Here is a 26,934-nt window from a genome sequence, read left to right as displayed (position 1 = left end):
CTTCCTTCGCTGTGGTGCGCCGGCCAGGAGCGGCGCTGGTGGATGCGGCAGCTGCCGCGACGAGAGGGTGTTGGGGGTCCGAGCTCAGCTCGGGGTGTGCACGAGGCTCGCGGCCGTGTCGACGGCGGCAGCGACGTCGCCATCGGCGGGGTACAGGAGCGTGCGGCCGACGACGAGCCCGCGGACACCGGGGAGGGCGAGGGCGTCGGCCCACTTGGCGTACACCGCCTCCTGGTCGCCGTTCGGCTCTCCGCCGAGCAGCAGCGTCGGGAGTGTCGTCGCCGCCATGACGCGTTCCATCTCGGGGACGACGGGCAGCTTCATCCAGGTCGAGCCCGAGCTGTTGCCGAGGCCGGAGGTGATGGCGATCGAGTTGATGACGGCGTCGGGGGAGAGGTCGTTGACGATCCGGCCGTCCTTCCACTCGCTCATGAACGGCTCGAGCATGATCGGGAGGGATGCCGCCGCTGCATCGTCGACGGCGCGGGCGTTGGCCTCGAGCGTCGAGACGGTGCCCGCATCCGCGAGATTCACGCGGACGAGCGTCTTCGCGAAGTCGATGCCGTCGCGAACCATCGAGTCGACGTCGTATCCCGTGAAGCGGTCGTCCATCTCGAAGCTCGCGCCGCGGAGTCCGCCACGGTTCATGGAGCCGACGATGAGCTTGTCATCGAGCACGCCGAGCAGGGCGAGGTCGTCGATGATGTCGGGTGTGCCGAGCACGCCGTCCACGCCGGGGCGGGACAGGGCGAGCGCGAGGCGGTCGAGCAGGTCGTAGCGGTCGGCCATCGCCATGGCGTCGTCGCGGACGCCGAGTGCGCCACGTGCCGGGTGGTCGGCGGCGACGAAGAACAGTCGGCGATCCTCGGGGAGCAGCGACGAGCGCCGGACGCGATTGGCGAGGGCCGCCCGCAGCGCGGAGGGGCCGTCGGCTCGAGCGTCACGGAGCCGCTCGAAGGCCGCGTCGTCGAGGATCCGGTAGTGCTCAGGCAAGGGAGTTCTCCTTCAGGATCTCGTCGACCTCCGCCGTCGAGGGCATCGCGGTCGAGCATTCGAGTCGCGACGCCACGATGGCTCCCGCGACGTTCGCGAAGCGCAGGATGTGCTCGAGGTCCCACCCGGCGATGAGCCCCTTGCAGAAGGCCCCGCCGAAGCTGTCGCCGGCTCCGAGGCCGTTGACGACGTCGACGAAGTGCGTCGGCACCTCGATGGAGCCCTCTCGGGTCTTCGCCAGCACGCCGCGGGGGCCCTGCTTGACGACCGCGATGTCGACGCCTCGCTCGAGGAGCGCATCAGCGGCGCGCTGCGGCTCGGTCTCGCCGACCGCGACCTCGCACTCCTCCTTGTTGCCGATGGCGATGGTCGACTGCGCGAGGATGGGCTCGATGGCGGCCGTGGCGGTGGCCGCGTCCGGCCAGAACATGGCGCGGTAGTCGAGGTCGAGGATGGTGTGGTCCCGGCGAGCGCGAGCTGCGAACGCCGCGTGGTGGGCCGCGCGGCTCGGCTCCTCGGAGAGGCCGGTCACGGTCGCCCAGAAGATCTTGGCGTCACGGATCGCGTCGAGATCGAGCGTCTCGGTCTCGATGTTGAGGTCAGGAGCCTTCGGCTGGCGGTAGAAGTACAGGGGGAAGTCGTCAGGGGGGAAGATCTCGCAGAACGTGACCGGGGTCGCAAGCGAGTCGTCGCGGGTGACGAAGTCGCTCCTGACGCCGAGGCGCTCGAGCTCGCGGACGATGTACCGACCGAAGGGGTCGTCTCCCGTGCGGGTGATGACCGCCGAGCTCAGTCCGTGCTTGGCTCCGGCGACGGCGACGTTGGTCGCGCTGCCACCGAGGAACTTCCCGAAGGTCGAGACGTCCTCGAGCCCGACTCCGGTCTGGAGGGGGTAGATGTCGACGCCGACACGACCGAGCGTGATGAGGTCGAGGGGCGACGTAGCTGTTGTAGTGGTCATACGGCTCTGTACAACTTTCAGTCCGATGGTGAACGAGGACGAGAGTCAGCATACACCTAATGTCCTGACAAAGTAACAAAGTCTGGCGGAGAGACTTCGAGACGCGCCGAGGGCCGCGTCAGGCCTTGAGCTCGGCGATGAGGGAGTCGACGACGGGCACAAGCGCGCCGTCGTGCTCCTCGGCGACGCGGCGCTGGCGGTCGCTCGACGAGCCGCTCTCGATGATGTCCGCGATCGCTGCGAGCTCGTCAGCGCAGCCCAGATCCTCGGCGACTCGCAGGTAGTCGCCCTGGATGCGCTCGGCGAGCACCTCGGTCACGGGGCGCTCGTTGCCCTCCGCATCCTCGATGATGATCGCGTCGAGCCCGTAGCGCGCGGCGCGCCACTTGTTCTCACGGACGAACCACGAGGGGAGCCGATCCGTGTCGTGCCCCGCGTCGAGCTGGCGAGACGCGTGCTCCACGATCACGTGGTTGAGCGCGACCATGGCCCCGAGCTCGCGGAGGTTGGTCGCCCCATCCGAGATGCGGATCTCCACCGTGCCCCACTGTGCTGACGGGCGCACATCCCAGCGCAGCTCCTGCACCTCGTCGACGATGCCCGTGCGCAGCACATCGTGCGCGACGCGCTCGTAGTCCTCCCATGTCTCCATCTCCGGCGGGAGGCCGCCGGTCGGGAGCTGCTGGAAGATCATCGTGCGGTGGGAGCTGAACGTCGTGTCCTCGCCCTGCCAGTACGGGCTCGACGCGGAGAGGGCGAGCATGAGCGGGTAGTTCGCCAACGCGGCTCGCATGATCGCCGGGACCTTCCGGCAGTCCTCGACCCCGACGTGGGTGTGCACGCCCCAGATCGCGAGCTGCCCTCCCCAGCGGCCGGATCGCTCCGCGACCATGCGGTAGCGCTCGCCGGGCGAGCGCTGCTGCTCGCGCCACTTTGAGAACGGATGCGTGCCGGAGCCGATCACACCGGCGCCGGCGGCATCCGCGGCGCCCAGCAGCTCGTCCCTGAGTCCCCGGAGCTCGCCGACCGCCGACCCCGCCGAGCGGTGCACGCCCGTCACGAGTTCGACGGTGTTCGTGAGGAACTCCTTCGTGAACCGCTCATCGTCGAGACGAGAGATCAGTTCATGGCCGATGCCGGTCAGCTCGCGCGACGCAGCGTCGACGATACCGAGCTCCCATTCGACACCGAGTGTCGAACGCTCTGATGAGGCGAAACGCATGGTTGAAGCGTAGACGCACCAGGGCCCGCGGCGTGTCTGCATTGCGGCCCGATCCGCATTCGCCGCAGGATAGAGGGAGGAGTCGGGCGACGGCACGCGCCGCCCGAGATCGGAGGCCCCATGCGCTACTCGGATGCCCTCGCAGAACTCGCCACGACCGGGGCCCAGGACTTCGTGCCCTACGTCGTCGGCGCCGTTCTCCTCGTCCTCGTGGGTGGGATCATCCTCTTCTTCGTGCAGCGCAGACAGCGCCGAGCGGAGCGCGCGAATGAGGCTTCGATCGACCCGCAGAGTCGTTCGGGGTCCGGCGACGATTCTGCGGTTGGCTAACTGGCCGAGAATCTGCCAAACTAGGCAGTTGAGCCTCGTGGGCTCGACCCTCTAATCCGGCCCACGGTTCACCATTGAGCTCTGCCGAGTGTGCCCCACGCCCTCCGGCTGTCGTTCGCCGATACACACACCATCAGGAGACACGTGGCTGTCAAAATTCGTCTGAAGCGCCTTGGAAAGATCCGGGCACCCTACTACCGCATCGTCGTCGCCGACTCGCGCACCAAGCGCGACGGTCGCGTCATCGAGGAGATCGGCAAGTACCACCCCACCGAGAACCCCTCGTTCATCGAGGTCGACTCGGAGCGTGCACAGTACTGGCTGAGCGTCGGCGCACAGGCTTCCGAGGCCGTCGTTGTCCTGCTCAAGCTCACGGGCGACTGGGGCAAGTTCACGGGCGAAGGCTCGACCGAGAACCAGGTCAAGGCACCCGAGGCCAAGGCTCCGTTCGTGGCAGACGCCGGCAAGAAGCCGGTCCTCCGCCCGAAGGCTGAGCCGAAGGCAGCTCCGGCCGCCGAGGTCACCGAAGAAGCAGCGACCGAAGAGGTCGAGGCCTAGTCATGCTCGCTTCCGCGCTGGAACATCTCGTCAAGGGAATCGTCGATCACCCCGACGATGTCCGCGTGGACCGCAGCACGGCTGCACGCGGCGAGGTCCTCGAAGTGCGTGTGCACTCCGAGGACCTCGGCCGCGTCATCGGTCGCTCCGGCCGCACCGCCAAGGCGCTGCGTACCGTCGTGACCGCCCTTGCCGATGGCCGCCGAGTCCGCGTCGACGTAGTTGACGACTGAGGTGGCAGGCAAGAAGAAGGGCATCACCGAGCTCCGAGTGGGGCGGCTCACCAAGGCCCACGGCCTCAAGGGTGCCGTCAAGCTCGAGCTCTTCACCGACGAGCCAGCCCGGCGCTTCGTTCCCGGCGCCAGCTTCAGCCTGCAGGTGCCCGCCGAGAGCGAGTGGCACGGCAAGAGCCTGGAGCTCCAGGAGCTCCGTTGGTACAACGGCCACCCGGTCGGATTCTTCGTCGGGGTCTCCGACCGCACAGCGGCCGAGAGTCTTGCCAAGGCGATCCTCTGGGTCGACTCCAACGACGCTGAGGAGCTCGAAGACGACGCCTGGTACGACCACCAGCTCGTCGGACTCGACGTCCAGCGCGAGGGCGTCTCCGTCGGCCAGGTCGTCCGCGTCGAGCACTTCCCTGCACAGGACCTGCTCGTCGTGAAGACCGCAGACGCGGAAGTGCTCGTCCCGCTCGTGAAGGCCATCGTCGCCGACGTCGACCTCGAGGCCGGCATCGTCAGCGTCACGCCCCCAGGAGGCCTCTTCGAGGAGATCGAAGAGTCACCCGCCGAGGCACCGGCCGAGGCTGCTGCCGACAAGGCCGAGCCCGTCGCTGCCGAGGCCGAGCCCGTCGCTGCCAAGGCCGAGACCAAGACCGAGGCCGAGTAACCGAGCCTCCACCATCCTCACGTCTGCGCGCCCGCGATCAACCGCGGGCGCGCATCCGCTTAAGCTGGAGCCCATGCGCGTCGACATCGTCACCATCTTTCCCGAGTTCTTCCAGGTGCTCGATGTGTCCCTGCTCGGCAGGGCCAGGCAGGACGGCATCATCGACGTCCGAGTGCACGACCTGCGCGACGCGACGACCGACCGGCACCGCACGGTGGACGACACCCCCTACGGCGGTGGCGCCGGCATGGTCATGAAGCCAGAGCCCTGGGGGCAGACGATCGACAGGATCCTCGACGAGGCCGCCGACGCCGAGACGGCTGCTGGCACCAACGCCGCAGCCCAGGAGGCGGGCGATGGCGACACCAGGCCCCTCGTCGTCTTCCCATCACCCGCCGGAACGGTCTTCACGCAGGCGACCGCTCGGCGCTACGCGCTCGAGAAGCACATCGTGTTCGGCTGCGGGCGGTACGAGGGCATCGACCAGCGTGTCTTCGACGACACCGCGCAGCGCGCCAGAGTCGAGCTCGTGAGCCTCGGTGACTACGTGCTCAACGGGGGAGAAGTGGCCGTCACGGCCATGATCGAGGCCTTCGGTCGCCTGGTTCCCGGGGTCGTCGGCAACCCGGAGTCGCTCGTCGAGGAGTCGCACGAGGACGGCCTGCTCGAGTACCCGAGCTACACGAAGCCCGCCGTGTGGCGCGGCCGCGAGGTGCCAGAGGTGCTCCTGAGCGGGCACCACGCGAAGATCGCCACCTGGCGCCACGAGCAGCAGATCGAACGCACGCGACGCGTCCGCCCCGAGCTGCTGCCGCCCGAGGCCCGCTAGCAGCTCGGCGCGCTAGCTGCGCGCCGTCAGGACGATCGGGTCGCCATCGGTGATCACGACGGTGTGCTCGCTGTGCGCGCCGCGCGAGCCGTCTGCGCTGCGCAGCGTCCAGCCGTCCGCGTCCTGGACCAGCTTGTCCGTCGTCTCGAGGAACCACGGCTCGATGGCCAGCACGAGGCCCGGCTTGAGCGGCATGCCCCGGTTGGCGCGCCCGCGGTTCGGGACGCTCGGCTCCTGGTGCATGGTGCGGCCGACTCCGTGGCCGCCGAACTCGACGTTCACGGGGTAGCCGGCGTTCTTCGCGACCTGGCCGATGGCGTGGGAGATGTCGCCGAGCTTGTTGCCGGCGCGCGCGGCCTCGATGGCCGCATCCAGTGCCACCTCCGTCGTCGCCACGAGGCGCAGGTCCGCCTCGCGGGGCGTGCCGACCGCGACGGTGATGGCCGAGTCGCTGACCCAGCCGTCGACCGCGACCGCGAAGTCGAGCGTCAGCAGGTCGCCGTCCTTGAGGGCGTAGTCGTGGGGAAGGCCGTGCAGGACGGCGTCGTTGACCGACGTGCAGATGACCTTGCCGAACGGCGAGTTGCCGAAGGAGGGGTGGTAGTCGATGTAGCAGCTCTTCGCGCCGCGCTTGGTGATCAGCTCGTGCGCTCGAGCATCGAGCTCGAGGAGGTTCGTGCCGACTGCGGCGCTCTGCGACAGCTCGCTCAGCACCTCGGCGACGAAGCGCCCCGCGGGTCGCATCTCTTCGATTTCCTTCTGGGTGCGCAGCTCGATCATCCGACAATCGTACCGGCGCTCGTGCCGTGAGCGAACGATCTGCCTCCGCTCGGGAACCTCCCGTAGCGTTGGCACATGGGCATCGGCCGACTCATCTACCGCGCACTCCTCCCCGCGGCGCTCTTCCTCGCCGCCTGGCAGTTCGTGGGGTGGCTCATCCTCGGCGCCCCGGTCGGGCGATTGTTCGTCTTCGGATTCGCGGGTCTCGCGGCCGTCGCCGGGCTCCTCATCCTCTCCGCGAACTTCTGGCTCAGGCCCGACATCCGCGAGTCCAAGGCCCTGCAGCTGCGCGATGTCCCCCTCATCGTCGTGCCCTGGCTGCTCTGGGCGGTCGGAGCCGTGGTTCCCGACGCTCCAGGGCTGTGGGTGCTCGCCGCCGCGTTCCTGTCCATGGTCGTCGCGGGCTCCGTCGCGCGCAGGCGACTGACGGCTGTCGTCCAGGAGCGGCTGGCAGCTGCGCAGACCGCGGGTCCGCAGGCGAATCCGTTCGGCCTGTTCGGCGGCATGCCCGGCATGCCGACCCCTGGGATGCCCGGGGCGTCGGGGCGGGGAGGGCCGCCCGCGGGAGGTGGGGGAGCATCCGGACCAGATGCCGGAAAGGTCATCACCCTCGACCCCGACCCGGAAGAGCGCAGCTGAGCGTGCGTTCCGCTCGGCGCTCGCATTGCGGGCGTCTGTCGGGCGTGGTTTACTAGATCCTTGTGCCGCGGCTCGACTCTGCCACAGGGGACGAGAGCACTTCGCGATGCACGCCAACCTCTTCACTGACCTTCGCAGCCGACCTGTGGCGACTGCAGAGAGCGAAATCATGACCAACGTTATCGACGTCATCGACGCAGCATCGCTGCGTAGCGATGTCCCAGACTTCCGCCCCGGCGACACCGTCAAGGTGCACGTGAACATCGTCGAAGGCACGCGCTCGCGCGTCCAGGTCTTCCAGGGTGTTGTCATCGCTCGTCAGGGCGCTGGCGTCCGCGAGACCTTCACGGTCCGCAAGGTCAGCTTCCAGGTGGGCGTGGAGCGCACGTTCCCCGTGCACACCCCGGTCATCGAGAAGATCGAGATCGTCTCCCGCGGCGCCGTGCGTCGCGCGAAGCTCTACTACCTCCGTGGTCGTCGTGGCAAGGCTGCGAAGATCCGCGAGAAGCGCGACAACTAGGCTTCAGCAGTAGGCGAATGGCTCCCCATAGCGGGAGCCATTCGTGTCGATCCGGACGAAACATCACAACCGCCACGGCGGACCGAGCTTGAGGGGGCGCCATGGTCGACGCGAGTGCGCGCGATCGCCGCGCTCCGTCTCACGGACGAGCGCCGCACGAGGGCAGGCACCGCCTCGGTCGCACCGATCGCCCTGCGGGACTGGGCGCGTCCGAGATCGCCGACGCGCCCATCCACGCGACGGGCCTCATCGCCGCTGATGAGCCCGCGCCGGAGCGCACCGGCCGTCTCGGCAAGGCGATGCTCTCGTTCGCGCGCGACCTCGTCATCGTCGCGGTCCTCGCGATCGTCATGTCGATGCTCATCAAGACCTTCCTGCTGCGGCCCTTCTACATCCCCTCCGCGTCGATGAACGACACGCTCGTCGTCGAGGACCGCGTCCTCGTCAACCTCCTCGTTCCGGACATGATCGGCATCGAGCGCGGCGACATCGTCGTGTTCGAGGATCCGGGCGGATGGCTCCCGGTCGTCGCGCCGACGGAGAAGACCGCGTCGCAGGCCGCGGTCGACGGCGCCCTCGAGTTCGTGGGCCTCAAGCCGGAAGAGACGAGCAACCACCTCATCAAGCGGGTCATCGGGCTGCCTGGCGATACGGTCTCGTGCTGCAACGAGTACGGCCAGGTGCTCATCAACGGGCTGCCGATCGGCGAGCCGTACCTGCTGCTCCCGGACGGGCAGGCGGCCTCGGGGCTGCCGTTCGACGTGACCGTCCCGGAGGGGCACCTCTGGGTCATGGGCGACAACCGCTACAACTCGGAGGACTCCCGGTACCACCAGGACGAGCCGGGAGGCGGCTTCGTGCCCGTCGACGACGTCGTCGGCAAGGCGTTCCTGCTGAACTGGCCGCTCGATCGCTTCACCTTCCTCGGCAACTACCCCGAGGTCTTCGACCGCGTCCCGGAGCGGACGGACCAGGAGTGACACCACCCGTCGACCCCACGCTCGACGTCGAGCGAGAGCTGCTGCTCACCGCCCCCGTCGTCATCGGCGTCGACGAGGTCGGGCGCGGAGCCATCGCAGGGCCCGTCGCTGTCGGAGCCTGCGCGATCGACGCCGCCAGGATCGAGCTCGGGGCCCCGGCGGGCGTCCGCGACTCGAAGCTGCTGAGCGCGAAGCGCCGGCTCGAAGCACGCGCGGGCATCGAGGCGTGGGCGATGAGCGTCGGCGTCGGGTACGCGAGTGCCATCGAGATCGACGAGCGCGGCATCACCGCCTGCCTCGGGGCCGCCGCCAAGCGGGCGCTCGCCGAACTCCACGCGAGCGGGGTCCCGGTCGCGGATGCCGTCGTGCTGCTCGACGGCTCGCACGACTGGCTCTCGCCGTGCCTGTCGACGCCGCTCCGCGTCGTGGTGCGCCCGAAGGCCGACCGGGACTGCACCTCGGTCGCTGCAGCGTCCGTGATCGCGAAGCTGGAACGCGATGCCCTCATGGTCTCGGCGGGTGAGGCGCATCCCGAATACCTCTGGGAATCGAACAAGGGATACGGCAGCGCGGCCCACCTCGCGGCGATCGCCGCGGCGGGCCCGAGCGAGCTCCACCGGCACACCTGGCTTCGCGCCGCGACCCCGTAGACTGGGCGGATCATGGACGACGAGAATTTCGACGATTACGAGCGCGAGCAGGAGCTTTCCCTGTTTCGCGAGTACCGCGACGTCGCGGGGCAGTTCAAATACGTGATCGAGACCGAGCGCCGCTTCTACCTTGCGAACAGCGTGGACCTGGTGCGGCGCGACACCGAGCACGATTTCTACTTCGAGCTCACGATGAAAGACGTGTGGGTGTGGGACATCTACCGTTCCGACCGCTTCGTCAAGCAGGTTCGCGTGCTGACGTTCAAGGACGTCAACGTCGAGGAGACGGGCTCAAAGGAGTTCGAGCTTCCCAAGGAACTCGCACTCGACGAATAGCGGGCGCGCGGCGACGCGCCGAGTGGACGCTGATGTCGGTGGTCCGTGGGAGCCTCGTGGAGTGACAGAGACGATGATTCCCGACGCCACCGCATCCGCAGCCACTCAGATCCTGAGGGCGCTTGTCGGCAGAGACGACGCGGTCTTCCACGACGGACAGCTCGAGGCGATCTCGGCGATCGTCGACGAGCGCCGACGAGTCCTCGTCGTGCAGCGCACCGGCTGGGGCAAGTCGGCCGTGTACTTCATCTCGAGCCTCATGCTGCGTGCCCGCGGCGCCGGGCCGACGATCCTCATCTCGCCGCTGCTCGCCCTCATGCGCGACCAGGTCGAGGCCGCGAGTCGCGCCGGCGTGCGCGCGGTGTCCATGTCGTCGGCGAACGCGCACGAGTGGGCGAGCATCCGAGAGCAGCTCGCCGCCGACGAGATCGATGTCCTGCTCGTGTCGCCCGAGCGTCTCAACAACCCGGAGTTCCGCGACACGCAGCTGCCGGAGCTCCTCAACCGCACGGGTCTTGTCGTGGTCGACGAGGCGCACTGCATCTCCGACTGGGGTCACGACTTCCGGCCCGACTACCGTCGCATCGCGTCCCTCATCTCCGGGCTCGGCACCGACATCCCCGTCCTCGCGACGACGGCGACCGCGAACGAGCGCGTCGTCCACGACATCGAGGAGCAGCTCGGCCGCAGCGGCATCCTCACGATCCGCGGCCCGCTCGCGCGAGCCAGCCTCCGACTCGGCGTGCTCCGACTCGGCAACGCTCGTGAGCGGCTGGCGTGGCTCCTGCAGCACCTCGATGAGCTACCGGGATCCGGCATCATCTACACCCTCACGGTCGCGGGGGCCGAAGATACGTCAGCGGCCCTCCGGGAAGCCGGAATCCACGCGCCCGCGTACACGGGCAAGACCGACCCAGACGAGCGCGAGCGCCTCGAGGGCGCACTGAAGCGCAACGAGGTCAAGGCACTGGTCGCCACAAGCGCCCTCGGCATGGGGTTCGACAAGCCCGACCTCGGGTTCGTCGTGCACCTCGGGGCGCCGTCGTCGCCCGTGGCGTACTACCAGCAGGTCGGCCGAGCCGGTCGTTCGAGCGCGTCGGCCGACGTGCTGCTGCTGCCGGGCGAGGAGGACCGCGCCATCTGGGAGTACTTCGCGACGGTCTCTATGCCGGACGAGGAGCGCGCGCAGGCTGTCCTCGGCGCGCTTGGCGGCTCACCGCGGTCGACGGTCGCGCTCGAATCGGCGGTCGACCTCCGACGCTCTCGCCTCGAGCTGCTGCTCAAGGTGCTCGACGTCGACGGCGCTGTACGGCGCGAGCAGGGCGGCTGGGTCTCGACCGGCCAGCCGTGGAGCTACGACGGCGAGCGCTACGCCCGTATCGCCTCGGCCCGATCGGCGGAGGCGCAGTCGATGATCGACTACGAGCGCACCGACGGCTGTCGCATGGAGTTCCTGCAACGTCAGCTCGACGACTCGACCGCGGCGCCGTGCGGGCGCTGCGACAACTGCGCGGGCGTCTGGTTCGACTCGACGACGGATGCGGCGGTGCAGGCGAGAGCGGGGGCCGCGCTCGATCGTGTCGGCGCCGACATCGCGCCGAGGCGCCAATGGCCGAGCGGCATGGCGAGCCTGGGTGTCGACCTGAAGGGGCGCATCCCCAAGGAGGAGCAGGCGTCAGAGGGCCGGGTGCTCGCGCGCCTCAGCGACCTCGGCTGGGGAGGTCCGCTGCGTGAGCTGTTCGACTCGGCCGGGCCGGAGACGACCGTGACGGGGCCGTTGCTGCAGGCGTGCATCCGCATCCTGTCCGAGTGGAAGTGGGCGGCGCGGCCGCAGGGAGTCGTGTTCGTTCCCTCGCGCTCGAGGCCCCGCCTGAGCGCTTCGCTTGCCGAGGGCATCGCCGGTGCGGGGCGTCTGCCGCTCCTGGGGTCGCTTGATCTCGTTCGCGGCGGGCCGGCGGGCCAGCCGGGTGGCAACAGTGCGTTCCGGCTCTCCAGCGTCGAGGGACGATTCTCGGCGGGGTCGCTCGATATCCCGGCGGGGCCCGTGCTCCTCATCGACGACTTCGTCGACAGCGGTTGGACCATGACGGTCTGCTCGCGTGAGCTCCGCCGTGCGGGTGCGAGCGCCGTGCTGCCGCTGGCCCTCGCGCAGCGCGGCTGACGCGCAGCCAGGCCGGCGGGCACCCGCGTTCCGGACCGCGTTCCGGGCCGCGGTGCGTCCGGCGTCGGTCGGCGACTCTGCTGACGCTCGTCCTGTGGACGCCCGGCGCTCCACAGAGGCTGGCCTCGACGTGAGCGAGCGGTGCGTGGCGGTCCAGACTCCCGGCAAGGGAGGTGGTGCGGATGCGTGCCAAGGATCAGCTGGGGCGGCTCGGAGAGAATCTCGCGACCGCGTATCTCGAGGAGCGCGGCCACGATGTGCTCGAGCGGAACTGGCGGTGCCGCGAGGGGGAGATCGATGTCGTCTCGCGTCGGGGCGGGTTCATCGTGTTCACGGAGGTGAAGGCGCGGCGGTCGACGGCGGCGGGGCATCCGCTTGAGGCGATCACGCCGACGAAGCTGGCCCGTATGCGGCGGCTGGCGGGGCTCTGGATGCTCGCGCACCCGGACGAGCGCGGTGCGATGCGGCTCGACGTGATCGCGGTGATCGCCCCGAGCGATCGCACGCCGACGGTGCAGCACGTCGTGGGGGTGGGCGCGTGACGCAGGGCACGGTCGGCCACTCTGTGGCGATCGCGCTCGAGGGGCTCGGCGGGGAGCTCGTCGAGGTGGAGACGCAGATCAGCCCGGGCCTGCCGTTCTTCAAGCTCGTCGGGCTGCCGGACACCTCGCTGGGGGAGGCGCGCGAGCAGGTCAGGGCGGCGCTGCAGAGCTCGGGATGCCCGCTGCCGGCGAGCCGCGTCGTCACGAACATGTATCCCGCCTCGCTGCGCAAGCACGGGGCCGGCTTCGACCTCGCGATCGCGGTGTCGTTCCTCGCCGCTGCCGGGATCATCTCGGCCGAGTCGCCGACGCGCGCGGTGCACATCGGCGAGCTCTCCCTCACCGGGCAGGTACGGGCCGTCGTCGGTGTCCTGCCTGCCGTGGCCGCCGCTCGCGCCGCGGGCTTCGATACCGTCGTCGTGCCTGCGGACTCGAAGGCGGAGGCGGAGCTCGTGGAGGACATCCGAGTCGTCGCCGTCACCTCGCTGCGGGCCGTGGCACTGCACTACGGGGCCGATGCGAACGAGCTCACCGAGGAACTCGAGTATCCCTCGAGCTCGGCAGGGCGGTCCGTCGCGGTGCGGGAGCGCGAGCGCAGCGAGGACCCGACCGGGGCGCTCAGCGCGGGGTCGGCGCTGGATCTGTCCGACGTGGTCGGCAGCGACGCCGCCGTCCGGACCCTCATCATCGCTGCCGCAGGCGGCCACCATCTGCTCATGCTGGGACCGCCGGGCGCGGGCAAGACCATGCTCGCGGAGCGACTGCCCGGCATCCTCCCCGACCTCGAGCCGGAGGCCGCCGTGACCCTGGCCGCGGTGCGCTCGCTCAGAGGGATGCCGCTCGCCGCGCGCCTCGACCGCAGGCCGCCATTCGAAGCGCCCCACCACACCGCTTCGGCCGTCGCGCTGCTTGGCGGTGGAAGCGGCCTGATCAGGCCAGGTGCCATCTCGCTCGCGACGGGCGGGGTGCTCTTCCTCGACGAGGCGCCCGAGTTCGCGCGCCACACGCTTGACTCGATGCGCCAGCCGCTCGAGAACGGCGTCATCGAGATCCATCGCGCCCAGGGTCGGGCGGCCTACCCCGCCGAGATGCAGCTCGTGCTCGCCGCGAACCCCTGCCCCTGCGGAAACCACGGCGACCCCGACGCGGAGTGCCGCTGCGATGCCTCAGCCCCACGACGCTATCTCGCTCGCCTCTCCGGTCCGCTGCTCGACCGAATCGACCTCCAGCTGCGGGTCGAACGCGTCTCGGCCGCCCGGGCCCGACTCGTGGACCACGAGGCGCAGCTGGGCCACGCCGGGCAGGAAGCCGCGCATCCGAGCATCAGCACAGCCACGGCGCGCGGGCTGGTCGAAGAAGCTCGCGGACGCGCCAGGAGGCGACTCGAGTCGACGCCGTGGACGATCAACGCCCGAATCGTCTCGCGATGGCTGCGCGCCCCAGAGCACCGCCCGAGGCGCGACGCCTACGCACCCCTCGCAATCGCGCTCGAACGCGGGCAGGTCACGATGCGCGGACACGATCGTGTCCTCCGGGTCGCCTGGACCATCGCCGACCTCGACGGAGCATCGCGCCCGGAAGTCCACCACGTGCACGAAGCGCTGTCCTATCGAATCAGACTGGGGTAGGTGGAGATGTCAGCACAGGAACCGCAGGGCGGCGCGCACGATCGCGGTACCGATCACGTCCGTCGAGCAGACGGCCAGGCACGCGAGTCGTGGCCCGATTCGGTCGCATTGCGAGACGCGCTGGCCGGGGTGAGCGGAGGGCAGGTCGATGATCTCGGCGATGCAGCTGTGCAGGCGCGCATCGCGCAGCTGGCCTGGTCCTGCACGGTCGAGCCGGGCGACGCCACAGCTGGGCTGCTGATCGGGGCACTCGGCCCCGTCGAGGCCCTGGAAGCGGTCGTTTCGGGGGCTCTGCTCCGGCGGGCCAGGGAGCGCGGTTCGGGCGCTGGAATTCCGTTCGACGAGCTCGCGACGGCAGTCGAACGGTGGCACCACCGCCTCGACCTCGAGCGCACCGCGGCCATCCTGCGCAGCTCGGCGCGACTCGGAGTGCGCGCCGTTCTCCCCGGAGACCGCGAATGGCCGACGCAGCTCGCCGACCTCGGCCCACATGCGCCGTGCGCGCTCTGGGTTCGCGGCTCCCTCGACACGCTCCGCCAGCTCACGCGGTCCGTCGCGCTCGTGGGGGCCCGGGCATCCACCAGCTACGGCGAGGAGGTCACGGTGCGCCTCGCGAGCGGACTCGCCAACCGCGGCTTCGGACTCGTCTCCGGGGGCGCGTACGGCATCGACGCCGTCGCGCACCGGGTGGCCCTCGCCGAGGGGGCGCCAACGGTGGCGGTGCTCGCCGGCGGTCCTGATCGGCTCTACCCGCAGGGCAACCGCGCCCTCCTGGAACGGATCATCGCGCACGGCGCACTCGTCAGCGAGCTCCCGATCGGGCAAGCGCCCACGCGATGGAGGTTCCTGCAGCGCAACCGCATCATCAGCGCCCTTGCCTCGGCGACCGTCGTCGTCGAGGCAGGGCGCAGGTCCGGAGCCGCGAACACCGCTGCCCACGCGCTGACGCTCGGTCGGCCACTGGGTGCCGTGCCCGGCCCCGTCACGAGTGCGGCCTCGGTCGGCTGCCACCGGCTGCTGCGAGAGTCCGATGCGTCGCTCATCACCTCGGTCGACGACATCGTCGAGCTCCTCGGCGATCACCGGGGAAGCGAGCTCGAACTGCCGGACGGAGCCGCATGGCCAGGCGAAGGCGGCCGCGAGCTAGCTGACGGTGATCGCCCTTCATCCAACGCGGTGCGAGCGAGGGACGCCCTCCGAGTCGGCCGGCCTCAGCGCAGCGCTGAGATCGCGTCGGCGGCGGGGCTCACGGTCGCCGAGACGGCGGCGGGTCTGGCGGAGCTCGAACTCAACGGCCTTGCCCGAGAGGGCGCCGCAGGGTGGACCAAGACCACCCAGGCGAGACGCTGAGGAACGGGGGAAGGCGCGGGTGGTGCGCATCGTCCGGGTCAGCTCGGAGGCTGAAGGTGCTCCCGGTAGCTCGCGACGACCCCCTCCAGGTAGCGCACGATGACCGCGCGTTCAGCCTCGTCGAAGTCCTGGGCGACCGAGTCGATGTCCATGATCATCGGCGCCAGCAGGCCGCGGGCCTTCGCCGTCGAATCCTCTTCCGGGAAGACGAGCACACCGCGGCGATCGCTCGGGTTCGGCTCGCGACGCACGTGCCCAGCCTTCACGAGCCGATCCACCACGACCGTCACCGCCGCCGTCGTTATGCCGAGGCGGCGCGCGATATCGGACGGGGTGAGGTGACCCGAGGAGATCAGGTGCTGCATCGCCACGAGGTCGGTGTGATTGACCTCGAGCTCCTTCGCCACGACGACCTCGTACTCGTCGGAGATCGTGAGGATCTCGCGCAGCAGCGCGGTCGACTCATGCACGCGCGGAAACGCGCGACCCCGTTCATCCCCGGATTGCATGGAACACATCCTAGCGCTAGGTTAGCTAAGCAAATTGATTACTAGTGCATTTAGGTGGTTCGTCCATGCGTGGCATCATCCGATTCATCACCGGCAAGGCAAGCGGCGCGATCGTCATCGCCGTCTTCGTCGTCTTGAGCGGGCTCGCGTTCTTCTGGGGTTCGGGTGAGGGCGGCGACGTCGCGCCGGCCGGAGACCTCCCCGCCTCCGCCGAGTCCGCCAAGGTCGAGGAAGCGCTCGCCACGTTCGAGACCGAGGACAGCAGCGCCGCGCTCTTCGTGTTCCACCGCGACGGCGAAGCGCTCACTCCCAACGATCTGGCGGCCGTCTCCGCGGCCAGCTCGGGCATCGCCGACGCCGCGGGCGTCGACGCGTTGCCGCCGGCCTTCCCAGCCGAAGACGGCGAGGCCATGATCCTCACGGTGCCGCTCGACGCGACCACCGACGTCGATGCGCAGTCCGCGCGCGCCGAAGCCATGCGAGCCGCCGCGGCCGACGGGCTGCCAGACGGGCTCATCCCGGTCATGACGGGCCCCGAGGGCTTCGCGGTCGACATCGCCGCAGTCTTCGAGGGCGCCAACTTCACGCTGCTCACGGTCACCGTCCTCGTCGTCGCCTTCCTCCTCATCGTCACCTACCGCAGCCCCGTCCTCTGGCTCATCCCGCTCTCCGTCGTCGGGCTCGCCGACGGCGTCGCCGGCATCGTCGCCACCCGGATCGTCGGCGCGTTCGGCTTGACCATGGATGCGTCGATCAAGGGCATCCTCTCCGTCCTGGTATTCGGCGCGGGCACGAACTACGCGCTGCTCCTCATCGCCAGGTATCGAGACGAACTCCGTGTCTCGGCCGACAGGCGCGAGGCCATGGCAACCGCCCTGCGCGGCGCGGGCCCCGCCATCATCGCGAGCGGTGGGACCGTGGCCCTGAGCCTCGCGACGCTGCTGTTCGCCTCGCTCGGCGGAAACGTCGTCCTCGGCCTCGCCTGCGCGATCGGCGTCGTCATCGCCATGGTGTTCGCGCTCGTGCTCCTGCCGGCCACCCTCGTGCTCTTCCCTCGCGGTATCTTCTGGCCGGTCGTGCCACGCGTCGGCGACGATCAGCACGGCAAGGGCTTCTGGTTCAAGCTCGGAACCGGCGTCTCGAAGCGTCCAGCCATCGTCGCGGGCGCCGGCATCGTCGTGCTCATCGCGCTCGCCGCCGTCGCGCCCAGCATCAAGGTGGGGCTCGCTCAGACGGAGCGGTTCACGTCCACGCCGGAGGCGGTCGTCGGGCAGGAGCTGCTCAACGAGCATTTCCCCGACCTGGCAGGCGCACCGGCGGTCGTCGTCGCGAATTCCGGTGCGGCGCAGGCGGTGGCCGATCGTGCCGCCGAGATCGAGGGTGTCGCCTCAGCGTCGGTGGGCGACTCCAGCGGCGAGATCACGCGCATCGATGTCGGGCTCTCCTCTCCTGCGGAGACGGAGGAGGCACTCGCCACCGTCGAGCGCCTCCGCGCGGAACTGTCCCAGGTCGACGGCGCCGACGCGATCGTCGGCGGCCTGGACGCTCAGGCCCTCGACGAGCAGGCCGCCCAGGTCCGGGACCAGCTGCTGCTGTTCCCCCTCATCCTCGCGGTCGTGTTCGTCGTGCTCCTGCTCCTCCTGCGGTCGCTGGTCGCCCCGATCCTGCTGCTCCTCACCGTCGTCGGCTCGTTCTTCGCGTCGGTGGGTGCCAGCTGGCTGCTGTTCGAGAACGTGTTCGGCTTCCCAGCTCTGGACACCTCGGTGCTGCTGTTCAGCTTCCTCTTCCTCGTCGCGCTCGGCGTCGACTACAACATCTTCCTCGTCACGAGGGCTCGCGAGGAGGCGGTGAAGCACGGAACGAAGGACGGGATGATCCGCTCGCTCTCGGCGACGGGAGGCGTGATCACGAGCGCTGGGATACTGCTCGCCGCCGTGTTCGCGGCGCTCGGTGTCCTGCCGCTCATCACGCTCACGCAGATCGGCATCATCGTGTGCGTCGGCGTGCTCCTCGACACCCTTCTGGTGCGAACGGTGATCGTGCCGGCGCTCGCCTTCCTCACCGGTGACCGCTTCTGGTGGCCGAGCAAGGGCATCCTGGAAGACCCGAGGCCAGCGCACGCCGAATCGGCTCATCCTGGCCAGGTGGGCGGGGGCTCGCACCACGCGAAGCCTGCGCACGCGAAGCCGGCCCACGCCAAGTCGTAGGCTGCCTGGTCACGCCGCGGCCGTGGTGCCTGGGTTGCGACCTACGATGGTCGGCATGCAGGAGCTCTCGGTCGCGGTCGACGCCTACCTGCGCTCGCTGCGCTCCGAGCGTGGGCTGTCGCCGCGGACTGCGCAGGCCTATGCGGCCGATCTCGGCATCCTGCTCGACTCCTGCGAGCGCGCTGGGGTCGATGGGCCGGGTGCGCTCAGCTTGGAGGTCTTCAGGGATCTGCTGTGGCAGCAGACGCAGGCGGGCAAGGCCTCGTCGAGCATCGCCCGCATGGCGGCTTCGTTTCGCGGGTTCACGTCGTGGCTCGAGGAGACCGGCCGCGGCCCGGATTCGGCGCGGCGCCTGAAGAGCCCGAAGGCGGGGTCGACGTTGCCGCGGGTGGTGTCGGCTGACGGAATGCGGGGGATCCTGGACGCGCTCGCCGAGCGAGCGTCCTCGGGCGATCCGGTGGAGCAGCGCGATGTCGCGATCATCGAGCTGCTGTATGCGTCGGGCATTCGTGTCTCGGAGTGCTGTTCGCTCGATGTCGGGGCAGTCGATCTGGGGCGGCGCGTGGTGAGGGTCGTCGGCAAGGGCGATAAGGAGCGAGTGGTGCCGTTCGGGGCGCACGCTGCGAAGGCGGTCGAGCGGTGGCTCGAGGTCGGCAGGCCGGTGCTCGAGCAGCCGCGTTCTGGGCAGGCGCTGTTCCTCGGTGCTCGCGGCGGGCGGTTGGATGCCCGCACCGTGTACGCGCTCTCCCGTGAGGTGCTTGGAGCTGCGCCCGGCGGTGGCCCTTCGGGGCCGCACACGTTCCGCCATACTGCGGCGACGCACCTGCTGGATGGGGGAGCGGACCTTCGCGCCGTCCAGGAGATCCTGGGCCACTCCGACCTGGGTACGACGCAGATCTACACCCACGTCTCCGCGGAGCGCCTGAAGGCGTCGTACCTGCAGGCGCATCCCCGAGCCTGAAGCCGGGGTCGATCTGGCTGGACCCCGGACGGCCGGACTCTGGACGCTGGACTCTGGTCGATGCAGGCCGGCATGCCAGCAGGCCGGCAGGCCGGCAGGCCGGCAGGCCGGCAGGCCGGCACGCCTCGACGGCCGGGTCTGGCCGCCGAGGCGTGCGTGCGTCCTCGCGGGTCTGGCTCCGCTGCGTGGAGGCGGGTCAGGCCTGGCGTCGGCGACTCAGCAGTCCCCAGGCGAGCGCGCCGATGCCGATGACAAGCGCTCCGGCGCCCAGGAGCAGGGGCCAGCCGATACCTGCGGCCCCGGTCTGGGCAAGGGCGTCTGGCGAGCTCGACGGCGATGATTCTGCGGCTGCCGAGCTGGCGGCCGGCGGTGACGCGGGCGCCGTGCTCGGCGCTGGAGTGCCCGCCTTCGCGCTGGGTGCCGGCGTCGTGGACGCCGGCGGCGACGCGGTGGCACTCTGCGTTGCCGTGGGCGTCGTGCTTGGCCTGGAGATCTCCGGAGGGTTCGAGCTCTCCGGAGGGTTCGAGTTCTCAGGTGGGTTCGTGTTCCCCGGAGGCGTCGTCATCGCGGGAGCCGAGGGCGGCGCGGCGCTGACGGGCGGGCTCGTCGGGGCAGAGCTCGCAGGGATCGGAGGAGCGCTCGGGGTCACGCTCGGTACGGGTGTGGCCGTGGCTGTCGGCGTGGCCGTTGGTGTGCGGGTTGCCATTGGTGTGGGCGGAGTCGTTGGGGTGTGCGTTGCCGTTGCCGTTGCCGTTGCCGTTGCCGTTGCCGTCGGCGTGGGCTTGGGTGTTGAGGTCGGCGTGGCTGTCGGCGTCGCCGTCGGGGCCGGTGTGGGTGTTGGGGTCGGCGTCGCGACGGGCACCCGAGGCGCTCGGTCCTGGCCGACGGCCGTGAACTCTCCGGGCAGGGTGCCGCCGCTTCCGCCGAGCAGCTGAGCGCCTGGCGTGTGCAGGACGAGGATCTTCGCGGCCCAGGGCACAGACGGAGAGGTGACGCTCGCGGTGCCGCTCACCGTGACGGGCCCGCGGTCGAGGGCCGCGGGGCTGACCACGATCGGAGCCGATTCTCCGCCTCGAATCGTCGAGGTCTCGGCGCCGGTGGCGACGAAGGTGGCGCCGCTCAGCACCACTGTTCCCGTGGCTCCGGGTACCTCCGTTGCCAGGGTGACGGTGCCCGTTCTCGCATCTGCCCCGTCGGTCGTGAACGCAAGGCTGCCCTTGAGGTCGACCGGCGCGCTGGCGCCGACCTTCGCCGCATCCGCGCGAATGGCCGCGAGGGTGCTGCCGACGTCTGCCCGCTTCTCCTCGGGCACACGTCCGAGGTAGTGCTCGTCTCCGCTCACCGCATGGCCCGAGTAGCTTTCGGGGGCCGCGAGCGACCAGACGAACATGGCGACGGCGCTGGTCACCGTCGGGTCCGCGGACTGCCCGTGGGTCGAGATGGCCCAGTTCACGCGGGCTGTGTCGTCGTCGCTCATCTGGAACTGCTCGCCATCGACGACGCTTCCTTTCGTCGTCTCATCGAGCGGGCGGGGCAGCCAGGGCTGCAGGCAGTAGACGTTGCGTCCCTCGAAGCTGTAGGCCCCGATCCGTCCCTGTCCGCCGTTCTGGGCGTCGTCGAAGCCGGGGCCGTAGCCGGCTGCGCTCGCGGTCTGCGCTCCGGAGAACAGCAGGAACGACGCGGTCATGGCGAGCATGACGAGGCCAGCTGCGGCGCGAGGAAGTCGAGTGGTCCAGCGCGATGGCGAGTGCGCGGTGCGATGGGCAGTCCCGGCGGGCGAGGGCGGTCGCTGCTGGTGGAGAGGAGACATGTGGTGCCTTTCTGGTGTGGGTCGTGGCGAGCGTCGGCTGCTCATCGGTAGAGAGGAAGCAAGACGGCCGCAGGAGGTCGCAGCACCTCGAACAGCGGGGCGGGGTCGAGGTAGGCGCCGTCGCGTCGAACCCCGAGGTGCAGGTTCCCTTCGGGCGTGTGGCGATGCCCGATGCTCAGCTCTCCGATGCGCTGACCGGTGGAGACGACGTCTCCCGGTCTCAGCTGTGTGACGACCGGCTCGTAGCTGGCGAGCAGGCCGTCGGCATGCTGGATCGAGAGCACCGGTCGGTCGACGACGAAGCCCGCGAACGTGACGGTTCCCGGGGCGGGGGAGCGGACGTCGTCGCCCGGTGCCGCGGAGATGTCGACGCCGCGGTGGCCGGCCCCGTACCGGGCGGCGAGGTCGAATCCACGAGCGACGTTCGGAGGCGCTTCCACGGGCCAGCTCCACGTGCTCGAAGCCCCGGCCGCGTGCGGAGCGCCACCCAGAGTCGCGCTGGCCACGAGCAGGAGGGGAATGAGCGTCGCGAGACCGCGCCGGGGGCGGACGAGGGACGCTGGGGACTCCGGGGTGCGGTGCATGGTGTCATCGTGGTGCCCGGTGAGCGGGCCCCTGCGGCAGACGACCACGAGGTGTGGAGGACGCCTGTCCACAGGCTCGGCTGCAACTGAGTCCGTGCACCGGTTCCCTGCGCCACCGCTCCTGTGTAGACTGACGCCAGCAGCCCGCCATGCGGGCTGACTTCGCGTGCCCATCGAGGCGTGCATCCATCGGTCTCCAGCACTTCGGTGCGAGAGCGGATGCGCGCTGGGCACCAGGCTGTGCGGCCGCCGGTCGCAGAGAACAACCGCGCGCAGGAATGCGCATTCGAATAGGGAGAACGACCATGGCAGTCGTCACCATCCGCCAGCTGCTCGACAGCGGCGTGCACTTCGGGCACCAGACCCGTCGCTGGAACCCGAAGATGAAGCGATTCATCTTCACCGAGCGGTCCGGCATCTACATCATCGACCTCCAGCAGTCGCTGGGCTACATCGATGCTGCTTTCGACTTCGTCAAGGAGACCGTCGCACACGGCGGCACCATCCTCTTCGTCGGCACCAAGAAGCAGGCTCAGGAGTCCATCTCCGAGCAGGCGACCCGCGTGGGCCAGCCCTACGTGAACCAGCGCTGGCTCGGTGGCCTCCTCACGAACTTCGGCACCGTCCAGAAGCGCCTCAACCGTCTCAAGGAGCTCGACCTCGTCGACTTCGACGACACGACGCGCGGCTTCACGAAGAAGGAACTCCTCATCCAGCGTCGCGAGCGTGACAAGCTCGAGAAGTCGCTCGGTGGTATCCGCAACCTCTCGAAGACGCCTTCGGCGCTCTGGGTTGTCGACACCAAGAAGGAGCACCTCGCGATCGACGAGGCCAAGAAGCTCGGCATCCCGGTCATCGCGATCCTCGACACGAACTGCGACCCGGACGACGTCAACTACCCGATCCCGGGCAACGACGACGCCATCCGCTCCGTTGCGCTGCTGACGCGCATCATCGCCGACGCAGCAGCTGAGGGCCTGATCCAGCGCCACCAGAAGCCGACCGAAGGCCAGGCCGAGGTCGAGCCGCTGGCTGAGTGGGAGAACGACCTGCTGCAGGGCGACGCTCCTGCCGCTGAGGCCGTCGTCGAGGCTCCTGCTGAGACCGAGGCTCCTGCCGAGGCCGAGGCTGTCGAGGCAGCTGAGCCTGCCGAGGCCGCCGAGCCTGCTGAAGCAGCCGAGGCTGTCGAAGCCGTCGAAGAGTCCAAGTAACTTCAAGCACTAGGGAGAACCCCACACATGGCTAACTTCACCCTCGCTGATGTCAAGGAGCTGCGTGAGCAGCTCGGTACTGGCATGGTCGACACGAAGAAGGCGCTCGAAGAGGCCGACGGCGACAAGGAAAAGGCCGTCGAGATCCTCCGCCTCAAGGGTGCGAAGGGCAACGCGAAGCGCGCTGACCGTTCCACCAGCGAAGGCCTCGTCGCCGCGAAGGACAACGGAAACGGCACCGCGACGCTCATCGAGCTCGCAACCGAGACCGACTTCGTTGCCAAGGGCGACAAGTTCATCGCACTCTCCGAGAAGGTGCTCGATGCTGTGGCCGCCGCTGGCGCGTCGAACGTCGACGAGGCGCTTGCCGCCCCCGTCGACGGCACGACCGTCAAGGAGACCATCGATGGCGTCGCCGCGATCCTGGGCGAGAAGATGGAACTCCGCAAGGTGAGCCTCCTCAAGGGCGCCAACTTCGAGATCTACCTGCACCGCACCTCGCAGGACCTGCCACCGCAGGTCGGCGTCGTCGTGGCGTACGAGGGCGACGACGCGGCTACGGCTCGCGGCATCGCTCAGCACATCGCGATGTTCGACCCGCAGTACCTCACCCGTGAGGACGTTCCTGCCGAGGCAATCGACAAGGAGCGGGTCATCGTCGAGGAGATCTCTCGGAGCGAGGGCAAGCCAGAGGCAGCCCTTCCGAAGATCATCGAGGGACGCCTGACCGGCTTCTTCAAGCAGATCGTGCTCCTCGAGCAGGACTACGCTCGCGACAACAAGCAGACCGTGAAGAAGATCGCTGACGCCGCAGGCGTCAACGTCGTCGACTTCGGTCGCATCCGCGTCGGCGCCTAACGCCAGACGCACACGAATTCGGGGCCGGATGCGCAAGCATCCGGCCCCGTTTCGTGTCCCCGGAGCCCGCTCGAGGAGGTCCGCTGAGACTCGTGCGCGCTCCGCACAAGGTAGGCTCGTGGACGATCAGCGATCCCACAAGGAGCACAAATGTCACCACAGGCCCCGCGCAGACGCGTTCTCCTCAAACTCTCTGGCGAAGCGTTCGGTGCAGGCAAGATGGGTGTCGATCCCGAGGTGCTCACGAGCATCTCCAAGGAGATCGCCGCTGCTGCACGCGACGTGGAAGTCGCCATCGTCGTCGGCGGAGGGAACTTCTTCCGCGGCGCTCAGCTCGCGAACGCCGGCATGGACCGCGCGCGAGCCGACTACATGGGCATGCTCGGCACCGTCATGAACGCCCTCGCGCTGCAGGACTTCATCGAGCAGGCGGGCACCCCCGCCCGTGTGCAGTCCGCCATCGAGATGCGCCAGGTCGCCGAGCCGTACATTCCGCTCCGCTCCAAGCGCCACATGGAGAAGGGCCGCGTCGTCATCTTCGGCGCAGGCGCCGGCCTGCCGTACTTCTCGACCGACACGGTCGCCGCACAGCGTGCGCTCGAAGTCGGAGCAGACGTGGTGCTCGTCGCGAAGAACGGTGTCGACGGTGTCTACACCGCCGACCCGCGCCAAGACCCCAGCGCCGAGCTGCTGCATTCGGTCACCTACCAGGACGCGCTCCAGCGTGGCCTCAAGGTCGTCGACTCGACCGCCTTCAGCCTCTGCATGGACAACGGCATGGACATGCGCGTGTTCGGCATGAGTCCAGAGGGCAACATCGCCCGCGCCATCCTCGGCGAGGACATCGGGACGCTCGTCACGTCGAGCCTCGACTAGTCGAGAGCCCCACCGCAAGCGCCACCCCGCGACAATTTTCGTCAGTGCGCCGCGCCCTCGAGCGTGGCGTGCGCATCCGACCATCTCGGTAGGATGATGCAGAACGCCCTGGAAAGGACACCCCGTGATCAACGACGTGCTCACCGAGACCAAAGACAAGATGGCGAAGGCCGTCGACCACGCGAAGGAAGACTTCTCGACGGTGCGAACGGGGCGGGCGAACCCCCAGCTCTTCACGAAGATCCCCGTCGACTACTACGGCACCGCGACGCCGCTCGAGCAGCTCGCGTCGATCGCCGTCCCCGAAGCTCGTGTTCTCGTGATCACGCCCTACGACAAGTCGGCGCTCAAGGAGATCGAGAAGGCCATCGTGTCGCGGCCGAACCTCGGGGTCACGCCGAGCAACGACGGCAACCTCATTCGCGTGGTCATGCCGGAGCTCACGGCCGACCGCCGCAAGGAGTACGTCAAGCTCGTGCAGACGAAGGCGGAGGAGGCGCGCGTCGCCGTCCGCAACATCCGTCGCAAGGCGAAGACCGACCTCGAAGCGCTGAAGGACGAAGTGGGCGAGGACGACATCGCTCGCGGCGAGAAGGAACTCGAGACCTTCACGAAGGCGCACATCGACCGCATCGACGAGGCTTCCAAGCACAAGGAAGCCGAGCTCCTCGAGGTCTAGTCGCTCGTGTCCACGACTGGGAGTGACGGGGCAGACCCCGGCGAGCGCCTGGACCGCGAGGTCCGGGAGACAGAGGCGGAGTCCGAGGCGCGCGAGACGCCGAGCGCCTTCGGTCCCGCCGCCAGCGAGGGCGGCGGCGCACCAGCGGCCGGAGCCCCCGCGGCTGCTGACGATCTCCCGGTCATGGGCGACGGCGCTCCTGCGCCGCCCCTGACCCCGCTCCGCCCATCGCGGCTTGGTGACACCGGCACGAACATTCTTCACGACTTGGAATCGCGCGCGCAGCAGGCGCGGACCCAGGTGCGGGAGCAGCGCGACAAGCTGCGGGCACGCAACGACGCGATCAACGCCCGCAGTGGGCGCAACCTGTCCTTCGCGATCTTCTTCGGCGTCGTGCTCGGGGCGCTTCTCATCTCGAGCCTCATCTTCATCAAGCAGCTCTTCATCCCGTTCGCGGTCGCGATGGTCATCTTCGCGACGATCGAGCTCGCGAGCGCAATGCGCGGTGCCGGGCGCGACGTGCCACGCATCCCGCTAGTCGTCGCAGCCGTCGCCATCCAACCTGTCGCCTACTACTTCGACGTCGTCGGGCAGTGGCTCGCGCTGCTGATCGGCGTCTTCGTCGTCACGGTGTGGCGGCTAGTGGAAGCCTCGGTGTCCACCGATCGGCCACCGCGGAAAGCGGTCTGGGCCGACTTCCTGGCCGCCGCGCTCATCCTCATCTACGTCTCGTACCTCGGCTCGTTCACGGTGCTCCTCACCTCGCAGGAGGACGGCCAGTGGTGGGTGCTCGGCTTCCTCATCATCGTCGTGGCCGTGGACGTGGGCGCCTACGTCTTCGGCCTCAACTTCGGCAAGCACAAGCTCGCGCCGAAGATCAGCCCGGGCAAGACCTGGGAGGGGTTCGCGGGAGCCGGCCTCACGTCGATCGTCGTGGGCATCCTCGTCAGCATCTTCCTCCTCGATCAGGACTGGTGGTTCGGCCTGATCATGGGGCCCCTGCTGCTCATCACCGCCACGGCCGGCGACCTGACCGAGTCGATGATCAAGCGCGACCTCAAGATCAAGGACATGAGCTCCTGGCTGCCCGGGCACGGTGGGTTCTTCGACCGCATCGACTCGATCCTGCCGTCGGGAGCGATGGCCTTCGCGCTGTACTTCTGGAGCGCAGACTCGACGCTCTGGTGATGCCCCACCGGGGAGCCGTGCGACATGTTCGCTCGTGATGCGGCAGAATGGACCGCGTGAGCAGCACTTCATTCCCTCTGGCATCTCGTGGCACCCTCGGCTACGACGCCGAAGAGGTCGACCGTGCATTCCGCGTCGCCCGGCAGCGTTACGACAACTTCGACAACGGCACGCAGGGCAAGCGCCTCTCGACGAGCAGCATCCGCCACACGGCGTTCACGATGCGCAAGGGCGGGTACTCCGCCCCGCACGTCGATGCGGCGCTCGAGCGCCTCGAGGACGCCGTCGCCATCCGCGAACGCGACGAGCACATCGACCGGGTCGGCCGTGATGTCTTCCTGCGCGAGACGAAGACGACGGCTCGGGCGGTCCTCGCTCGGCTCCGTCGCGAAGACGGCGAGCGCTTCGATCGCGTCTCCGTCCTGCAGCGTGGATACGACGTCAAGGAGGTCGACGAGTTCTCCAGCAGGCTCGCTGACTTCCTGCGCGGTGGAACCGCCATGTCGCTCCGCGAGGTCCGCGGGGTCGCGTTCACGCCGAAGCGCCACGGCTACAAGGAGACGCAGGTCGACCTGCTCATCGACGCCGTGATCGACGTCATGCTCGCCATTCGTTAGGTACACCTGCCACCTCAGCTGAGCCTGAGCGTTGTCAAATCGTGACCTCCCCGTTACGATTGCGTGG

The 26,934-nt window shown here is 69.2% G+C and carries 29 protein-coding genes; 22 read left to right on the top strand and 7 right to left on the bottom strand.

Annotated features, from left to right (window positions below):
- Positions 1-84: 84 nt before the first annotated feature.
- The 3 genes from C5E05_RS07485 to C5E05_RS07475 form a co-directional block, all read right to left on the bottom strand.
- Entirely contained in the window at positions 85-993 is a 909-nt protein-coding gene (locus tag C5E05_RS07485) for a deoxyribose-phosphate aldolase (protein WP_104240669.1), read from the bottom strand.
- Complete coding sequence (gene iolC / locus C5E05_RS07480) at positions 986-1,954, bottom strand: 5-dehydro-2-deoxygluconokinase (RefSeq protein ID WP_104306229.1); 969 nt, start codon at positions 1,952-1,954, stop codon at positions 986-988. Before iolC ends, C5E05_RS07485 begins: the two co-directional genes overlap by 8 nt.
- 118 nt (positions 1,955-2,072) lie before the next feature.
- A complete protein-coding gene (locus C5E05_RS07475) occupies positions 2,073-3,176 on the bottom strand; it encodes a glutamate--cysteine ligase (protein ID WP_219819501.1) in 1,104 nt (367 codons plus the stop codon).
- Positions 3,177-3,296: 120 nt separating this feature from the next.
- Between C5E05_RS07475 and C5E05_RS07470 the strand changes: the two genes are divergently transcribed.
- The 5 genes from C5E05_RS07470 (at position 3,297) to trmD (ending at position 5,781) form a co-directional block, all read left to right on the top strand.
- A complete protein-coding gene (locus C5E05_RS07470; protein ID WP_104298822.1) occupies positions 3,297-3,506 on the top strand; it encodes an LPXTG cell wall anchor domain-containing protein in 210 nt (69 codons plus the stop codon).
- Between the two features lie 144 nt (positions 3,507-3,650).
- Positions 3,651-4,064, top strand: a complete 414-nt coding sequence (gene rpsP, locus C5E05_RS07465; RefSeq protein WP_104240673.1) for a 30S ribosomal protein S16 — start codon at positions 3,651-3,653, stop codon at positions 4,062-4,064.
- Between the two features lie 2 nt (positions 4,065-4,066).
- Positions 4,067-4,297: an RNA-binding protein gene (locus C5E05_RS07460; RefSeq protein WP_068484100.1), complete on the top strand. Its 231-nt coding sequence runs from the start codon at positions 4,067-4,069 to the stop codon at positions 4,295-4,297.
- A gap of 1 nt (position 4,298) precedes the next feature.
- On the top strand, positions 4,299-4,952 hold the full coding sequence (gene rimM / locus C5E05_RS07455) for a ribosome maturation factor RimM (RefSeq protein WP_258063072.1): 654 nt from the start codon (positions 4,299-4,301) through the stop codon (positions 4,950-4,952).
- A gap of 73 nt (positions 4,953-5,025) precedes the next feature.
- A complete protein-coding gene (trmD, locus tag C5E05_RS07450; protein WP_104341545.1) occupies positions 5,026-5,781 on the top strand; it encodes a tRNA (guanosine(37)-N1)-methyltransferase TrmD in 756 nt (251 codons plus the stop codon).
- A gap of 12 nt (positions 5,782-5,793) precedes the next feature.
- Here the strand turns inward: trmD and map are convergent, their stop codons facing one another.
- Positions 5,794-6,561: a type I methionyl aminopeptidase gene (map, locus tag C5E05_RS07445; protein ID WP_104306233.1), complete on the bottom strand. Its 768-nt coding sequence runs from the start codon at positions 6,559-6,561 to the stop codon at positions 5,794-5,796.
- A 75-nt stretch (positions 6,562-6,636) separates the two neighbouring features.
- Here map and C5E05_RS07440 point away from each other — a divergent pair, with 75 nt between their 5' ends.
- The 9 genes from C5E05_RS07440 to dprA all read left to right on the top strand — a co-directional run bounded on the left by C5E05_RS07440 (position 6,637) and on the right by dprA (position 15,367).
- Positions 6,637-7,200, top strand: coding sequence for a hypothetical protein (locus C5E05_RS07440; protein ID WP_104341544.1), 564 nt, complete (start codon positions 6,637-6,639; stop codon positions 7,198-7,200).
- Positions 7,201-7,369: 169 nt separating this feature from the next.
- Complete coding sequence (rplS, locus tag C5E05_RS07435; protein ID WP_068484112.1) at positions 7,370-7,720, top strand: 50S ribosomal protein L19; 351 nt, start codon at positions 7,370-7,372, stop codon at positions 7,718-7,720.
- A 101-nt stretch (positions 7,721-7,821) separates the two neighbouring features.
- A complete protein-coding gene (lepB, locus tag C5E05_RS20505; protein ID WP_104341543.1) occupies positions 7,822-8,700 on the top strand; it encodes a signal peptidase I in 879 nt (292 codons plus the stop codon).
- Positions 8,697-9,350 carry a ribonuclease HII gene (locus C5E05_RS20500; RefSeq protein WP_258063791.1) on the top strand — a complete coding sequence of 218 codons (654 nt, stop codon included), beginning with the start codon at positions 8,697-8,699 and terminating at the stop codon, positions 9,348-9,350. The genes lepB and C5E05_RS20500 overlap by 4 nt, the downstream gene beginning before the upstream one ends.
- Before the next feature lie 12 nt (positions 9,351-9,362).
- Complete coding sequence (locus C5E05_RS07420; RefSeq protein ID WP_068484088.1) at positions 9,363-9,686, top strand: DUF2469 family protein; 324 nt, start codon at positions 9,363-9,365, stop codon at positions 9,684-9,686.
- Positions 9,687-9,759: 73 nt separating this feature from the next.
- A complete protein-coding gene (locus C5E05_RS07415) occupies positions 9,760-11,847 on the top strand; it encodes a RecQ family ATP-dependent DNA helicase (RefSeq protein ID WP_104306235.1) in 2,088 nt (695 codons plus the stop codon).
- Positions 11,848-12,029: 182 nt separating this feature from the next.
- A complete protein-coding gene (locus C5E05_RS07410) occupies positions 12,030-12,389 on the top strand; it encodes a YraN family protein (RefSeq protein WP_104240678.1) in 360 nt (119 codons plus the stop codon).
- Positions 12,386-14,017, top strand: a complete 1,632-nt coding sequence (locus tag C5E05_RS07405; RefSeq protein WP_104341542.1) for a YifB family Mg chelatase-like AAA ATPase — start codon at positions 12,386-12,388, stop codon at positions 14,015-14,017. Before C5E05_RS07410 ends, C5E05_RS07405 begins: the two co-directional genes overlap by 4 nt.
- A 6-nt stretch (positions 14,018-14,023) precedes the next feature.
- Positions 14,024-15,367: a DNA-processing protein DprA gene (gene dprA, locus C5E05_RS07400; protein ID WP_104341616.1), complete on the top strand. Its 1,344-nt coding sequence runs from the start codon at positions 14,024-14,026 to the stop codon at positions 15,365-15,367.
- A gap of 38 nt (positions 15,368-15,405) precedes the next feature.
- Here the strand turns inward: dprA and C5E05_RS07395 are convergent, their stop codons facing one another.
- Complete coding sequence (locus tag C5E05_RS07395; RefSeq protein WP_104240681.1) at positions 15,406-15,876, bottom strand: MarR family winged helix-turn-helix transcriptional regulator; 471 nt, start codon at positions 15,874-15,876, stop codon at positions 15,406-15,408.
- A 65-nt stretch (positions 15,877-15,941) separates the two neighbouring features.
- Between C5E05_RS07395 and C5E05_RS07390 the strand changes: the two genes are divergently transcribed.
- Positions 15,942-18,083: an MMPL family transporter gene (locus tag C5E05_RS07390; RefSeq protein ID WP_104341541.1), complete on the top strand. Its 2,142-nt coding sequence runs from the start codon at positions 15,942-15,944 to the stop codon at positions 18,081-18,083.
- A gap of 55 nt (positions 18,084-18,138) precedes the next feature.
- On the top strand, positions 18,139-19,044 hold the full coding sequence (locus tag C5E05_RS07385; RefSeq protein WP_104341540.1) for a tyrosine recombinase XerC: 906 nt from the start codon (positions 18,139-18,141) through the stop codon (positions 19,042-19,044).
- A 196-nt stretch (positions 19,045-19,240) separates the two neighbouring features.
- On the opposite strand, the gene C5E05_RS20090 is transcribed toward C5E05_RS07385, so the two are convergent.
- Positions 19,241-20,854, bottom strand: coding sequence for a hypothetical protein (locus tag C5E05_RS20090; RefSeq protein ID WP_181059448.1), 1,614 nt, complete (start codon positions 20,852-20,854; stop codon positions 19,241-19,243).
- A 41-nt stretch (positions 20,855-20,895) separates the two neighbouring features.
- Positions 20,896-21,438: a murein hydrolase activator EnvC gene (locus tag C5E05_RS07370; protein ID WP_104341538.1), complete on the bottom strand. Its 543-nt coding sequence runs from the start codon at positions 21,436-21,438 to the stop codon at positions 20,896-20,898.
- A gap of 305 nt (positions 21,439-21,743) precedes the next feature.
- Here C5E05_RS07370 and rpsB point away from each other — a divergent pair, with 305 nt between their 5' ends.
- The 6 genes from rpsB (at position 21,744) to C5E05_RS07340 (ending at position 26,867) form a co-directional block, all read left to right on the top strand.
- Complete coding sequence (gene rpsB / locus C5E05_RS07365) at positions 21,744-22,649, top strand: 30S ribosomal protein S2 (protein ID WP_104298832.1); 906 nt, start codon at positions 21,744-21,746, stop codon at positions 22,647-22,649.
- 27 nt (positions 22,650-22,676) lie between these two features.
- A complete protein-coding gene (tsf, locus tag C5E05_RS07360) occupies positions 22,677-23,507 on the top strand; it encodes a translation elongation factor Ts (RefSeq protein WP_104240687.1) in 831 nt (276 codons plus the stop codon).
- Between the two features lie 150 nt (positions 23,508-23,657).
- On the top strand, positions 23,658-24,383 hold the full coding sequence (gene pyrH, locus C5E05_RS07355) for a UMP kinase (RefSeq protein ID WP_104240688.1): 726 nt from the start codon (positions 23,658-23,660) through the stop codon (positions 24,381-24,383).
- A 124-nt stretch (positions 24,384-24,507) separates the two neighbouring features.
- Complete coding sequence (frr, locus tag C5E05_RS07350; protein ID WP_104240689.1) at positions 24,508-25,062, top strand: ribosome recycling factor; 555 nt, start codon at positions 24,508-24,510, stop codon at positions 25,060-25,062.
- Positions 25,063-25,068: 6 nt separating this feature from the next.
- Positions 25,069-26,250 carry a phosphatidate cytidylyltransferase gene (locus tag C5E05_RS07345; protein ID WP_258064791.1) on the top strand — a complete coding sequence of 394 codons (1,182 nt, stop codon included), beginning with the start codon at positions 25,069-25,071 and terminating at the stop codon, positions 26,248-26,250.
- A 56-nt stretch (positions 26,251-26,306) separates the two neighbouring features.
- Entirely contained in the window at positions 26,307-26,867 is a 561-nt protein-coding gene (locus tag C5E05_RS07340; RefSeq protein WP_374953083.1) for a DivIVA domain-containing protein, read from the top strand.
- The last annotated feature ends 67 nt before the right edge of the window (positions 26,868-26,934 follow it).

The sequence above is a fragment of the Pseudoclavibacter sp. AY1H1 genome, from assembly GCF_002931055.1.
Classification (GTDB): domain Bacteria; phylum Actinomycetota; class Actinomycetes; order Actinomycetales; family Microbacteriaceae; genus Pseudoclavibacter.
The sequence above is the reverse complement of the archived record's forward strand: the minus strand, read 5'-3'. Positions and strand labels throughout refer to the sequence as shown.